Annotated in this window: 13 protein-coding genes; 8 read left to right on the top strand and 5 right to left on the bottom strand. The window is 35.7% G+C overall.

The window, feature by feature from the left end; all coding sequences use genetic code 11:
• Positions 1-2: 2 nt before the first annotated feature.
• Entirely contained in the window at positions 3-554 is a 552-nt protein-coding gene (pyrR, locus tag C8N46_RS04490) for a bifunctional pyr operon transcriptional regulator/uracil phosphoribosyltransferase PyrR (RefSeq protein WP_108113685.1), read from the bottom strand.
• A 549-nt stretch (positions 555-1,103) separates the two neighbouring features.
• On the opposite strand from pyrR, the gene C8N46_RS04480 reads away from it, so the two are divergent.
• The gene (locus tag C8N46_RS04480) at positions 1,104-2,813 is read left to right on the top strand and encodes a hypothetical protein (protein WP_146169727.1); all 1,710 of its coding nucleotides are present in this window, start codon (positions 1,104-1,106) and stop codon (positions 2,811-2,813) included.
• Positions 2,814-2,815: 2 nt separating this feature from the next.
• Positions 2,816-3,196 carry a hypothetical protein gene (locus C8N46_RS04475; RefSeq protein ID WP_108113682.1) on the top strand — a complete coding sequence of 127 codons (381 nt, stop codon included), beginning with the start codon at positions 2,816-2,818 and terminating at the stop codon, positions 3,194-3,196.
• A 119-nt stretch (positions 3,197-3,315) separates the two neighbouring features.
• Here C8N46_RS04475 and rpsA read toward each other — a convergent pair whose 3' ends face one another.
• Positions 3,316-5,094 carry a 30S ribosomal protein S1 gene (rpsA, locus tag C8N46_RS04470; RefSeq protein ID WP_108114119.1) on the bottom strand — a complete coding sequence of 593 codons (1,779 nt, stop codon included), beginning with the start codon at positions 5,092-5,094 and terminating at the stop codon, positions 3,316-3,318.
• A 300-nt stretch (positions 5,095-5,394) separates the two neighbouring features.
• Here rpsA and C8N46_RS04465 point away from each other — a divergent pair, with 300 nt between their 5' ends.
• Positions 5,395-5,778, top strand: a complete 384-nt coding sequence (locus C8N46_RS04465) for a LysM peptidoglycan-binding domain-containing protein (RefSeq protein WP_108113681.1) — start codon at positions 5,395-5,397, stop codon at positions 5,776-5,778.
• Positions 5,779-5,840: 62 nt separating this feature from the next.
• Here C8N46_RS04465 and cmk read toward each other — a convergent pair whose 3' ends face one another.
• The gene (gene cmk, locus C8N46_RS04460; protein WP_108113680.1) at positions 5,841-6,533 is read right to left on the bottom strand and encodes a (d)CMP kinase; all 693 of its coding nucleotides are present in this window, start codon (positions 6,531-6,533) and stop codon (positions 5,841-5,843) included.
• Between the two features lie 29 nt (positions 6,534-6,562).
• Positions 6,563-7,582 (bottom strand): type IX secretion system protein PorQ, encoded by a 1,020-nt coding sequence (porQ, locus tag C8N46_RS04455; protein WP_108113679.1) that lies wholly within the window; start codon positions 7,580-7,582, stop codon positions 6,563-6,565.
• A gap of 314 nt (positions 7,583-7,896) precedes the next feature.
• On the opposite strand from porQ, the gene C8N46_RS04450 reads away from it, so the two are divergent.
• Positions 7,897-8,145, top strand: a complete 249-nt coding sequence (locus tag C8N46_RS04450) for a hypothetical protein (protein ID WP_108113678.1) — start codon at positions 7,897-7,899, stop codon at positions 8,143-8,145.
• A 114-nt stretch (positions 8,146-8,259) separates the two neighbouring features.
• The gene (locus tag C8N46_RS04445) at positions 8,260-9,471 is read left to right on the top strand and encodes a radical SAM protein (protein ID WP_108113677.1); all 1,212 of its coding nucleotides are present in this window, start codon (positions 8,260-8,262) and stop codon (positions 9,469-9,471) included.
• 359 nt (positions 9,472-9,830) lie between these two features.
• On the opposite strand, the gene lon is transcribed toward C8N46_RS04445, so the two are convergent.
• Positions 9,831-12,290 (bottom strand): endopeptidase La, encoded by a 2,460-nt coding sequence (lon, locus tag C8N46_RS04440; RefSeq protein WP_108113676.1) that lies wholly within the window; start codon positions 12,288-12,290, stop codon positions 9,831-9,833.
• Between the two features lie 250 nt (positions 12,291-12,540).
• On the opposite strand from lon, the gene C8N46_RS04435 reads away from it, so the two are divergent.
• The 3 genes from C8N46_RS04435 to C8N46_RS04425 are packed head-to-tail and all read left to right on the top strand — an operon-like array spanning position 12,541 to position 14,730.
• The gene (locus tag C8N46_RS04435; protein WP_170110066.1) at positions 12,541-13,095 is read left to right on the top strand and encodes an RNA polymerase sigma factor; all 555 of its coding nucleotides are present in this window, start codon (positions 12,541-12,543) and stop codon (positions 13,093-13,095) included.
• Positions 13,092-13,658, top strand: a complete 567-nt coding sequence (locus C8N46_RS04430; protein WP_108113675.1) for a hypothetical protein — start codon at positions 13,092-13,094, stop codon at positions 13,656-13,658. The genes C8N46_RS04435 and C8N46_RS04430 overlap by 4 nt, the downstream gene beginning before the upstream one ends.
• Positions 13,639-14,730, top strand: coding sequence for a hypothetical protein (locus C8N46_RS04425; protein ID WP_108113674.1), 1,092 nt, complete (start codon positions 13,639-13,641; stop codon positions 14,728-14,730). Before C8N46_RS04430 ends, C8N46_RS04425 begins: the two co-directional genes overlap by 20 nt.
• Positions 14,731-14,742 lie beyond the last annotated feature (12 nt).

Genomic DNA, 14,742 nt, shown 5'->3' with positions numbered 1-14,742 from the left:
TTCTACTTGTCTTTTTCTTGATTAATAAGATATACCATGTCTTCACCGTCATTTTCTTCCCAATTCACTTTTACACGCTCTTTATTGATGGCATCTACTTGTCGTCCACGATAATTTGGTTGAATCGGTAAATGCCTGCTAAAACGTCTGTCAATCAACACCAATAACTCAATATCGTCTGGTCGACCGAAGGATTGAATCGCGGTTAATGCGGCGCGAATACTTCTTCCTGTGTACAACACATCATCGATAAAAACCACTCTTTTATTTTCTACTACAAAGTCGATTTTCGTTTTGTTCGCTTCTAGAATTTTCTCGCTACGGCGGAAATCATCACGAAAAAAAGTAATGTCTAAATATCCTAATTGAATGTTATTTACGCTGTATTCTTCTCGCAAAATACGCGTTAAACGTTCTGCTAGATAAATTCCTCTCGGCTGAATTCCAACAAGTACTGTATTTGAAAAATCAAGATGGTTTTCGATAAGCTGACACGCCAATCGATGTAGAATAATTCCGATCTCTTTTGAGTTCAATAAGGTTTTTTGACTCATAGTGTTTGTCCAAATGGTATTTGGAATACAAAAGTACAGATTTTTTTGGTTTTTGAAGATATAATACGATAAGTCTACAATATCTTGTTTTTGATTTTCCCAAATCCGACAACTGCAACAACAGCAATTCGCCAATTTGATTGTGGAAACCCGTAAGGTTATAAATTATTTTGGTGTAAGAGAGCTATGTTTCTTGCTAAAAAACTTACTCTTTGTAAGGTATTACCATAATTGAAATATTTTCCTACAGCTATCTTTGTTACAGCAATAATAATTATTATTTGATAACATCTTGATATTTTGGCTTGTAGCATATTCTTAGTAACATTCTTCGATATGTTTCCTACAATGCTGATTGGTTGTGCATGTAATAATTGTTTGACTACTTCTTCAACAGGTATTCCAACATCTTGATAACACAAATTTTATCAGCAATCTTACTGCTAAAGACACTGTTTGTTATCACATTGTTTCCCCAAAATTTGGCTTTCAAGTAATTGAAAATCAGCCATGTTTTAAACAATTTAGAATTTTAATAATTTAAAATTAATGAAAAAAGTAAGAATTTTATTTCGATATTTATGTATATTCGTATTACTTAGCATGATGAGTTGTCAAAACGACGCTCCTTTAGAAGAACTAGGTAAAGATATTGAACTTGAGCCAACTTATAAAGTTAGTGTTATTTACACACAGGAAATACAAGCGAATTCAAAGCTAGATGAAAAAATGAGGAATCTAATTCCCATACGACAAAATCAAATTGGTAAAAATGTATATAACGAAACGTACAATTTTACTATTGATACATCTGCGGCAAAATTTATTGAAAACACTGAAAATAATTCACATTCATATACGCTTGCTATCAGTCGTGATACTGACATTGGAAGCACCATTGAAAATATCGTGTTTTCGTATGATGCATTAAATGATAATTATACTGCTAGTTTGGTAACCTACTTATTCACAGCTGCTCAAAAACAAGAATACCTCTCTTTTGGTTATGTGAGTACTCCGTATGATTTGCAGTACGAATTTGTTGATGTGGCATGGTCTGATGATTTTGAAAAATCGGTAACTCCTTGCACGGTCACTTACACAGAATTTCATCAACCACAAGGCTCCGACGATTCTTTTTTATATTCGGTTGACGGAATTGTACAAAACATTTGCTTGCATGAAAACGATGACAATCCATGTTATAGTTATACTGTTATTGAAATCTATTGTCCAGATGGTGGAAGCGCAAGTACAACGCATTCTACAGCCGATAATAGTACGCAGAATACTGACTCAAGTGATTCAACAAGTGGCGGTGGCAGCAGTTCTACTGATGATTCATTAGACGGTGGAGATTCGGATGAAAATATTGTTACTTCTATCATTTCAAGAGAAGAAAATATACAAAAATCTATTTTAGATTGTATCAATGGTATTTCAGACTTTAATACGACTGATGCAACTACAATTGATGCTGCTATTTTTAATCAAACGAATTTTGATTTAAACGTTTGGATTGCCCTAAACGATTATCTTCAAGATAATGGTTGTAGTGAAGCTTCTCAAGAGCAGGTGATTGAAGAGATATTAGAAGAATTTGATAACCTAATTTTTAAGGATGAAAGCTTTACTAATAATCCTTGTCTAAACTCGGTGTACAATGAAATGGGTAAAGCATCAAAATTTAACACATACTTAAAGAATTTTGAATCTCAATTTTCCGTTGCACATTTGAGATTTTCTACTTCAACATCACTCGATGATGAGGTAAATGCTGTAACAAGCGCTCCCCAAAATTATTTAATCAAAATTACTTTTAATCTAAATAATCTTGACAGACCTAAATTAGCAATTGCAAGAACTTTTATGCATGAAATCATACATGCTGAAATTTTTAGAAAGTTATTGTCTGTTGCTCAACATCCTAGCATTCAACTGACTCAAAATCAAGTTATACAATTACGAAACGATTATCCTGGATTATATGACTACTATACTCGATGGAAATGGAATGTTCCTCATGGGCAAGAACCATCAGATGCTCAACACGAAGCAATGGCTCAACATTATAGAGATATAATTATTCAAGCATTGCGCGAATATGATAATAACATGCAAACCGACGAAGTTTATGAGGCATTATCTTGGACAGGACTTAAAGCTACTGTTGCGTGGCAAAACTTATCACCTACTGAACGCGCTAACATAGATCAAACTATTTCAAATTTTTACCAAAACAACCCAAATTGTCAGTAATTATGAAAAAAATATATTTAATTTTAATTTTTGCATTTAGTATTTTATTTTCAAATGCACAACAAAAAAAAGAAATCGTCTTTCTTTTTGAAGACGGGAAAGACGCACTCATTGAAAACACTAATGAATACATCTATGCTATCAATAGAGAGCATCATTTTCGGTATCGAAAAAAAGATGATAAAAAAACGATTGTTAACTACGCTTCTATCAAAAATAACATCTTCACTTATGAAACATTTTTAAAATTAAATAAAGGAAAGAAGTTTCCTGATTTTTTTAGTGAATATACTTTTTTGATATATCAGAAAAAGAATGAATCCTCAGGATTTTTAATCGAAGTCGAGAAAATTTGGCTTGTTGAAGAAAAAATTATTGACTGAACTGTTATGAATTTAGTCATTTCTTAAAATTCTCCTACATCTAAAAAATATTATAACGAAAAAAAGCCGTTTCAAAATTGAAACGGCTTTCGCATATAAGAGTTGAATGTTAGGAATTCTTAATTGTTTCCTTCCATTTTGTCTTTCAATTCTTGTAAAGCATCTAAATCCCCAAGCGTTGTCTTTTCAGCAGTTTGCTGCTTCTTAGCGGCTGCTTGTACATTCTTTTGCTCTTCCTCACGGAAAATTGCTGTGTGAGAAGCAACAACTCTTTTGAATTCTTTATTGAACTCAATTACTTTGAACTCAGCAGTATCACCTTTCTTCAATTTCTTTCCGTCTTCTTTTTCTAAGTGACGAGAAGGAATGAATGCTACTACATCATCGTTTAAAGCAACCGTTGCTCCTTTATCATTCGTATCCGTGATTTCCGCAGTGTGAATAGTTCCTACACCAAACTCATCTTCGTACTTGTCCCAAGGATTATCAGTAGTTTGTTTGTGACCTAAACTTAATTTACGTCCTTCTACGTCTAATTCTAATACCAATACTTCTAATTTGTCACCAACGGCAACAAATTCAGATGGATGCTTCACTTTCTTAGTCCAAGATAAGTCAGAGATATAAATCAATCCGTCAATACCTTCTTCTAATTCTACGAATACACCAAAGTTAGTGAAGTTACGAACCGTTCCTGTGTGCTTAGAACCTACAGGATATTTCGTAGTAATATCAGTCCATGGATCTGGCGTTAATTGCTTGATACCAAGTGACATTTTACGGTCTTCTCTATCTAATGTTAAGATAACTGCTTCTACTTCATCACCAACATTTACGAAATCTTGTGCCGAACGTAAGTGAGTAGACCAAGACATTTCAGATACGTGAATCAATCCTTCAACACCTTCTGCTACTTCAATAAATGCACCGTAATCAGCAATAACAACCACTTTTCCTTTTACTTTGTCTCCGATTTTTAATTCAGAATCTAAAGCTTCCCAAGGATGCGCGCTTAATTGCTTTAATCCTAATTGAATTCTTGATTTGTTATCATCAAAATCAAGGATTACTACGTTCAATTTCTGGTCTAACTCAACAACCTCGTTTGGATGGTTGATACGTGACCAAGAAAGATCGGTAATGTGGATTAATCCGTCAACACCTCCAAGGTCGATAAATACACCATACGAAGTAATGTTTTTCACAACTCCTTCTAATACTTGACCTTTTTCTAATTGACCGATAATTTCTTTCTTCTGCTCTTCGATATCTGCTTCGATAAGCGCTTTATGAGAAACTACCACGTTTTTGAATTCATGGTTAATTTTAACCACTTTGAATTCCATAGTTTTGTTTACATACTGATCGTAATCTCTAATTGGTTTCACGTCAATTTGAGATCCTGGTAAGAACGCTTCAATTCCGAATACGTCTACAATCATACCACCTTTAGTTCTGCACTTTACAAAACCATTTACGATTTCACCTTTGTCATGAGCCGCATTTACACGATCCCACGCTTTGATAGTTCTCGCTTTTCTGTGTGATAATACTAACTGACCTGTTTTGTCTTCACGAACGTCAATCAATACTTCAACTTTGTCTCCTACTTTTAAATCAGGATTGTAACGAAATTCGTTTAAAGAAATAACACCTTCAGATTTTGCGTTAATATCAATAATCGCTTCTCTGTCAGTCATTCTTACTACAGTTCCATCTACTACAGCATCGTCATCTGTATCAACGAAATTTTCTGCTACTAATTTTTCGAATTCTTCTAACTTTTCGTCTTCTACTTGGTCAATTCCTTCTTCGTAATTGTGCCAGTTAAAGTTTGCTAAGAATTCTTCAGGATTTTTAACGTCCTGAACGTCTGTGTTTGTGTTTGCTTCAGCCATGTGCTGATGTAAAATTTGTATACTACTCATTTAGAGACTCTTCGCATGTGAAAGTAGTAGAATGTTATGTTTATAAAATTTCTTTATTCCCTTTTCGATTCTCCGTCATGCTAAAAAGGAGTGCAAAAGTAAGATTATTATTTTGATTTACAAACAAATAGTTATGCAAACCGCACGCTTTTGCGCAATTTATCCGTAAAATGCGATTTTTATCGAAAAAAAAGATTGTAACACTCTCATAACACAAAATTTATTTTTTTACTTTATCTTTATACTATTAACAATTAAAATAACAAAAGAATGAGTGTAAAATCGAAATATCAACCAGTATTAGACCTTGGACAAGAATTAAATATCCAAAACGGAGATGTACAAGAAGCTGATGGCGTATTGAAAATAAGTGGAACCGCTGGAACACAATATGAAAAGAACTTACTTTGGGATAAAATTAAAGAAGTTGGTGGAGAAATGCCACAAGATATCGAAGCGGATATTAAAGTAGCTGACGAGTCTGTTTTTCACCGTCATACGGTAAAAAGTGGTGATACGCTAGGTAAGATTGCAAAGCATTATTACGGAAAAGCAAATCAGTATCACGCTATTTTTAAAGCCAATACAGACATTTTAGACAACCCAGATGTTATTCATCCAGGACAAGAATTAGTGATTCCGAATGTATCGTAATTGATGACAATATAAGAATAGAAAAGCTTCCAAATTGGAAGCTTTTTTGTTTTTGAAAAGTTTTATGCTGCATCAATAGTTCGCTGCGCCAAACTCAAAATACGCTCAAACTGTTCTTTAAGTCCCATATCGCTATTGTCAATTGTCACGGCACCTTCTGCCTTTCGCAATGGTGAATCTTCTCTGTGAGAATCAATATAATCTCTGTTTTGAACGTTTCGCAATACATCTTCATACTTGACATCATCGCCTTTATCAATCAATTCCTTGTAACGACGAATCGCTCTTTTTTCGGGAGAAGCTGTCATAAAGATTTTTAATTCAGCATTCGGAAATACGACCGTTCCAATATCTCTACCATCCATCACAATACCTTTTTCTTTGCCCATTTGCTGTTGTTGTTTTACCAACTGATAACGCACTTCTGGAACTGCCGCAACTTTACTTACATAATCAGATACTTGCAAGGTTCTGATTTCTTTTTCAACATTTTCACCATTCAAATACATTTCGGCAAAGCCTACTTTTTCATTATAGGTAAAACTTAAATGAATTTCATCCAAAGCAGCCACCAAATCGTTTACTTCAAAATGATGTTCATCAATAAAGCCTTTACGCATCGCATATAAAGTTACCGCACGATACATAGCGCCTGTATCTACATAAATATATGCTAATGCGGTGGCGAGCTGTTTGGCAATGGTACTTTTTCCTGTTGATGAGAAGCCATCAATGGCAATGATAATTTTTTTCATGAGTACGCTTTTTCTTTTTGTGTAGTAGCTTATTGCAAATTAATCGTAACACCAAACATACTTGTATTGGCTGCAATTGCATAACGTGCGTAAGTATAATCAAATTTAAGCTTATTAATGCGAAGTCCAAAACCTGCCGTAATTCCTGAAAAATTACGTTGGTCAATGATTTTAAGCTCTTCTCCTCTACGGAAATTGTATCCCAATCGAATGTTGAAGCCTCTATCTGGAAACAATTCTACACCCACAATCGTACGTCTGATAACATTTTGCAAGAAACCTACTTTTTCTTCGGTCGTACCACCTTCAATCGATTGCTCCGCGCGGTTCGGATTGGCAAAGGCAATATTCCATTCTTGTAAATTTTCAAAAGTAAGATGCCAGCGAATTGGAACGTGTTCTAGTTTTTGTGACAATCCTAAAATCAGCTCAAACGGCAATTGCTCTTGCACGCCTGCATAAGTTGTAAACTGGATTCCGATGTTTCGGGCAACGAGCGCGACATTAAATTCCAATTCTTCATTAATATACATTATGCCCAAATCGACAGCGCCGCCAAAGGAATTGTATTGTTCAAGTTTGGAATTGATAAATTTAGCATTTGCACCCACGTGAATGTCTGTACGTGGAATGTTATACGCATATCCTAAAGATAGCGCGACTTCATTTCCTGTAAAGCTTCCCGTTGAATTTCCTTCTACATCATATCCGTCAAATTGACCGTAGGAAACATAAGTTACGCCCGCATGAAAGGTTTGCACTCTTCTGTCCCATGTGTAAGCATACGCAGCCGAACCGTAATTGACATCTCCCAAATAATTTACATAATTGACAGACAATTGATTGTCCATTCGGTAGTTAATCGTTGCAGGATTGAATAAGGCTTGGTTGACATCTTTATCGTAATTCGTAATAATCTTTCCGCCTAGCGCTGCTTGTCTTGGGGAAGAAATTAAGTTTAAAAACTGATACGTATATCGCCCTCCGATTTGCGCGGAAGCCAATGCCGTTATCAACAAGAAAAAAGAAAAGAGGAGCTTTTTCTGCATGTGTACAAAGTAACTAAAATCTTTTAATCAAAACGTTTACATGTTGTAAATATTTTACGCCTTATTTAAAAAAGTTTCGATATTTCTTTTAATTGATTTTTTTCAGCCGCAAAACTACACTTTTTCTTCGCAAACCTTTATAGATATAGCAATGAAAGCCATTTATTTTTGATGACATTTTATAAAACCGCACAGAGTTTGTTTGTTTTTACGCTACAAACCAACGTACCTTCAACAAGAATTAATTCACCAATGGAGGAACTCCAAAAGCCATTTTAAATATTAGAGTAGAGATTAAAACAATCAAAACTATTATGAAAAAAAAGTTTTTTTTACACAAAACAGTAGATGCTTTATCTGACAAACAGATTGAAGATTTAGACAATATCTTTGGAGGCGTTGCCGATGTTCCAAACGATGATATTATTCACTACCCAACTGGCGGTGGCGGTCCAAGATGTCCAGACGGTTATTATTGGCACGAGCGTCTTGCACGTTGCATCAAAGACGGAGAATTGCCGTATGAGCCAGTTGAACATGCGCCTACACGTCAAGAAGGATAATATTTCCTAGCACAAAACATAAAATCGAAACAGTTGCTCTTCAAATTGCCTTACATGTTTAGTTATACACGTTGAGCAACTGTTTTTTTAATTTCAACCTTACTCTTTTTCTATATGCATTTCAATCGTTTAGTGTTAAAAGTTGCCAGTCGGTGTAATTTGAATTGCTCGTACTGCTTTATGTACAATTTGGGCGATACGTCGTTTCGAAATCAACCAAAGTTCATGAAGGAAAGCCTGATTCCGCACATCATCCATCGTGTGGAAAATTATTTAAAACAGCATCCGCAAGAAGTGTTTACCTTTACGTTTCACGGCGGCGAACCGTTGTTGATTGACAAGTCTTTTTTTGGAAAATTTATCCGTCAGGCGGAAACATTAAAAGAACTCTTCCCAGAAACTACATTTGAATACAACGTACAAACCAATGGCGTTTTGATTGATGATGACTGGGCAGCGGTACTCAAAGCATATAAAATTTTTCCTGGCGTAAGCTTGGATGGTACGAAAAAAGCGCATGATATGTATCGGAAAGATCATAAAGAAAACGGCAGTTACGACGACGTCATTCGCGGATTGAAATTGCTCAAGCGCAAACTCGGTTTTGTCTCTGTGATTAGTGTGATGAATTTGGATGAATCTGCCGAAGTTACGTATCAACATTTAACCGATATTTCTTCTGATTACGTGAATTTTCTATTGCCAGATTATACACATGACAGTTTTCCGTATCAACCCAAAGAAATGGGAAAATGGTTGATTTCCTTATACGATTTGTGGATTCAAGATAAAAACCGACCAATTATTCCGTTTTTTAACGGTTTGACAAACGCTATTTTAGGTTCGCAAAAAATTGCGCGTCACGAAGCGCATGCTTTAGTCATAGAAACCAATGGCGATATTGAAGCAATTGATTCGCTAAAAGGTTGCGGCGAAAACTTTACCAAAACTAGTCTCAACGTTGTCAACAACGATTTTGAAGAAATTATGCAATCGCCTTTGGGAAAATTGTACTTTCAAGACAGCATGGAAAAGCTATGCACAAAGTGTTTGGAATGTCCCGTAGCAAGTGTATGTCGCGGTGGACGTTTGGTGCATCGCCACAAAAAAGAAAACGGTTTTAACAATCCGTCCGTATATTGTGAAGACATGATTTTGTTGATTTCACACATTCAAAATACCATGATGAAATTAGTCCCAAGCATGTACGACGACAGTATTTCCAAAATGGACGCTAACGAAATTATCGACTATCTTAATACTTTAAATTTTGACAGTATTGAAAATGTGTATAAACAGGATTTAGAATTTTTTAGCGAGGTTTGAGGTTGAGTGAGTTTGAACTTGAACTCGAAATTTAGTTTGAGCTTGAAAGTTATAGCGTCAGATTGAAATCTTGTAAAGATTTTGTATCGAAATCTGCTATGAAACACTAGATTTTATAGTACTTCTCGATACATTTTTTCTACGAAAAAACACTCGAAGTGACGTTGTTTGATGTACGATTGTAGATTGGACGATATACGATTTTTGATTTATTTGATTTTCGATAACAAAAACGTCAGATTGAATGAAATCTTGAAAATATTTTGTATCGAAATCTGCTATGAAACACTAGATTTTATAGTATAATAAAAACAAAAAAATGAACTCAAACATACATTCAAGTTCATTTTCAAATTCCGTTAGTCTACCGACAATACTTTCGCGTTTTTCACAGGCGCATCAGTGATGGCATGTTTGATAACATCTCTCATTTCGGTTACATAATGGAATTTTAATCCTTTTAAGTATGATTCTTTGATTTCCAAAATATCACGCTCATTTTGCGCACAAAGAATGATTTCTTTAATCCCTGCACGTTTGGCAGCTAATATCTTTTCTTTGATTCCACCTACAGGCAACACTTTTCCTCGCAAGGTAATTTCTCCTGTCATGGCAATATCTTTTTTCACTTTTTTTTGTGTGAATAAGGAAACCAATGACGTCAACATGGTAATTCCAGCACTTGGACCATCTTTTGGTGTAGCGCCCTCAGGAACGTGAATGTGTACATTATATTTTGAAAATACTTCTGGTGTAATACCTAATTCATCTGCGTTCGACTTCATATATTCCATCGCAATCGTAGCAGATTCCTTCATTACTTTTCCTAAGTTTCCGGTAATGGTAAGCGTTCCTTTTCCTTTAGAAAGTATAGATTCAATAAATAAAATATCGCCGCCAACACTTGTCCACGCCAAACCCGTCACAACGCCAGCTACGTCATTATTTTCATATTTATTTCGTTCCATACGTGCAGGACCTAATACTTCTTCAATCACCGCATTGGTAACTTTTTTCTCGTACGCATCTTCCATTGCAATAGATTTTGCCGCGTATCGTACCATTTTAGCAATTTGCTTTTCCAGTCCACGCACACCACTTTCACGTGTATACCCTTCTACAATTTTTTCGAGTTGCTTCTTCCCTATTTTTAAATCTTTATCGGTAAGTCCGTGTTCTTTTAATTGTTTCTTTAAAAGATGTTTTCCAGCGATTTCAATTTTTTCTTCTGTCGTATATCCTGTCACGTTGATAATCTCCATACGGTCGCGCAATGCAGGCTGAATCGTGCTTAAACTATTCGCTGTTGCAATAAACATCACTTTTGACAAGTCGTACCCCATTTCCAAGAAATTATCGTGGAATTCGGTATTTTGCTCTGGGTCCAATACTTCCAACATTGCAGAGGAAGGATCGCCATTGTGACTGCTTGATAATTTATCAATTTCATCCAACACAAACACTGGATTGGACGTTCCTGCTTTTTTCAAACTTTGAAGAATGCGTCCCGGCATCGCTCCGATATAGGTTTTACGATGCCCTCTTATTTCGGCTTCATCACGCAATCCACCAAGCGAAATACGCACATATTCTCTACCCAAGGCTTCTGCAATCGACTTTCCTAGCGAGGTTTTACCAACACCTGGAGGTCCGTACAAACACAAAATGGGCGATTTCATATCGTTGCGCAGTTTTAATACCGCTAAATATTCTATGATACGCTTTTTCACATCTTCCAAACCAGCATGATCGCGATTGAGAATGACTTGTGCTTTCTTTAAATCGAATTTGTCTTTGCTGAATTCGTTCCAAGGCAAATCTAAAAAGAGTTCCAAATAATTGCGTTGAATAGAATATTCGGCAACTTGCGGATTCATGCGTTGCATTTTTGCCAACTCTTTGTCAAAATGCTTCTTTATCTTTTCTTTCCACTTTTTCTTTTTAGCACGCACGCGCATTTCTTCAATTTCTTCCTCGTACGAACCGCCACCCAATTCTTCTTGAATGGTTTTCATTTGCTGATGCAAGAAATATTCACGTTGCTGCTGATCTAAATCGTGACGCACTTTTGATTGAATATCATTCTTCAACTCCAACTTCTGCATTTCCGTATTCATGCTTTTTAGTGTCGCTAAAGCACGTTGTTTTAAATCGGTAATTGCCAAAAGTTCTTGTTTTTCCATCACCGTCAAGTTCATATTTGAAGAAATGAAATTGATAAGGAACGACGAACTTTCAATATTTTTAATCGCAAATGAAGCTTCCGAAGGAATGTTTGGACTTTCCTTGATAATTTGCAATGCGATATCTTTAATGGAGTCTAAAATTGCCGTAAACTCTTCGTCATCTCTCTCTGGGCGTGTTTCTGGCACTTCCTTTACGGTAGCTTCCATATACGGTGTATCGCGCAATAAGGTATCTACTTCAAAGCGTTTTTTTCCTTGAATGATAATTGTGGTATTTCCGTCAGGCATTTGCAATACGCGCAAAATACGTGCTACTGTTCCTAGCGTATTGATATCTTCTAATTTCGGATTTTCAACCGCTTCATCTTTTTGAGCAACGACTCCAATGACTTTTCCGCCATTATTGGCATCTTTAATCAGTTGAATCGATTTATCGCGTCCAGCAGTAATCGGAATGACTACGCCAGGAAATAATACGGTATTTCTCAGTGGAAGAATTGGCAAGGATTGCGGCAATTCTTCACGGTTAATTTCTTCTTCATCTTCGGGCGTCATTAACGGAATCAATTCCGCATCTTCGTCAATAGATTGAAATGACAAACTGTCCATATTTAAAAACTTTGTCTCACTCATTATGTATGTTTCTAAGTCATTCTGTCATACAAACAGAATGAAGTCTTTGTATTTATTTTTTCTGTATGCGTTGTAATCACTTATAAATCAGCCAAAGCATTGATTTTATAGATTACATCACTTACTAATTGTCAATTGTTGTGCCAAGCTTTTGTACCGAAACAGCGAAAAATCAAGAAATATTAAATAATTTTAGGGAAAAGTGTAACAAACCGTTTCACCCATTCTCTTTACTGTAAACTAAAACTTTTTGAGCCACCAAAAGTTACATACTGAACAACTCATTACGTTGTGCAAAGAAGGAAATCAAGCTGCGCAAATGGAAGTGTACAATCGCTATTACAAAGCGATGTACAATACCGCTTTTCGAATTGTAAAAGACAGCGCAGAAGCAGAAGACGCCATGCAAGAAGCCTTTTTAAGTGCTTTTACAAAGCTGGATTCTTTTAGCGGAGAAGTTGCCTTTGGCGCATGGTTAAAAAAAATCGTAGTGAACCGAAGTATTTACTTGTACAAGAAAAGAAGAAAGAAAGAAGAAGTTCCTATCGACACAATGATATACAAGGTCGAAGATAACAACGGAATTGCTTCAGACGAGGAGTTTACAAGCTTACAGGCTCAAAAAGTATTGCAAACTTTAAAAACACTGAAAGACAATTACAGAGTTTCTTTGACCTTACATTTGATTGAAGGGTACGATTATGAAGAAATTTGCTCTATTCTGGATATTAGCTATGCAAATTGCAGAACAACGATTTCGCGTGCTAAAGAAAGTTTGCGAAAAAAACTAGAAGTATTAGTATGAAAAAGAACGACAACATCAGCAACTTGTTTGAAAGATTGCAGGACGATTTTGACATTGAAACGCCTGACATTGGACACGAGCATCGCTTTTTGAAAAAGCTACAACAACAGCAAACGCAAGAAACCACCGAACCCAAGCAACCAATTGTACTGTTTACTTGGTGGAAACAAATTGCCGCAGCCTGTGTTATTTTACTGAGTTTGGGAATTTTTATCGGAACTAATTTTGGAAACACTTCCGTAGAAGAAACTCAGATTACGTTGTCGCCCGAAGTGGAAAAATCACAACTGTATTTTGCTGCGTTGATTGAAACCGAATTAAAAAAAGTAAAAGCCGAAGAAAACGAAGATACCAAAGAGGTGATTCAAGATGCTATGAAACGCTTAGAACGCCTCGAAAACGATTATGAAAAACTAAAAGAACAATTCATTGAAACTGGAGACGACAAACGTATCATCCACGCCATGATTACCAATTTTCAACTGCGTATAGAATTGCTAGAAAGCGTTTTAAGACAAATTGATGAAATAAAAATATTCAAAAATGAACAGACAATTATATAAACTAACATTCCTTTTATTGATACTTCCTACTGCGATGTTCGCATCTAACGGAAAAGAAAAAATGAAAGGAAAACACACCAAAGAAAAAACCATTACCAAAGAGTTTTCAGTAAATTCAGATGCATTACTGAAAGTCACCAACAGCTACGGAACGGTACAATTGACTTCTTGGGATAAAAATACCGTTGCTATTGAAGTTACCATTCAAACCAATGGAGATTCTGAAAGTAAAGTCACAGAGCGTCTGGCGCAAATTGGTGTCGATTTTACAAATACCAACGACATGGTCAACGCAAAAACCAGATTCAATGACGGTTCCAAAGCTTGGTGGAAATGGAATAAGCGAAATAATGTCAACGTAACCGTAAATTACAACATCAAGTTTCCAAAAGGCAATGAATTGGATATTTCGAATGATCACGGAAAGATTTTCCTCGACAAAGCCGAAAACAAAGTTTCACTAAGTGCTGATTATGGCGGTATGGAAATCGGAGAATTATTGTCTCATCACAATACGCTAAGTTTTGACTATAGCAATGATGTCACTGTTGCTTATATAAAAGACGGACGCATTAATGCAGATTACTCTTCTTTCTCCGTAAAGGAAGCTGAAAACATCAAACTGAACGCAGATTACACACAATCGGTTTTTGGAAAAGTTCGCAATATCGAATATCGCTGTGATTACAAATTGCTTCAAATTGAAGAAGCCAATAATGTACAAGGCGCTGGCGATTATTTGTCGCTTCGTTTGGGTAAAATTTCTGGAAATGTAGATTTGAAAGCGGATTACGGTTCCATCAAAATTGCTGAAATGACGAATAATGCAGGCAATATTGATATCGAATCTGAATATGCAGGGATTAAAATTGGGTATCAACCAAACTACTTTTTCAGTTTTGAATTCAATTTAGAATATGCGAGTCTCAAAGGCGACGAAAATTTCAACTTCAACATCAAACGTATCGAAGATGGCGAAGGCTATTATAAAGGTTATCAAGGAAATAAATCGAATAGTAACCATATTTCAATCAATTCAGAATACGGCAGTGTCCGATTCACCAAATTATAATTCATCAACTCA

Origin of the sequence: Kordia periserrulae (assembly GCF_003054265.1) — a bacterium.
Lineage (GTDB): Bacteria > Bacteroidota > Bacteroidia > Flavobacteriales > Flavobacteriaceae > Kordia > Kordia periserrulae.
The sequence above is the reverse complement of the archived record's forward strand: the minus strand, read 5'-3'. Positions and strand labels throughout refer to the sequence as shown.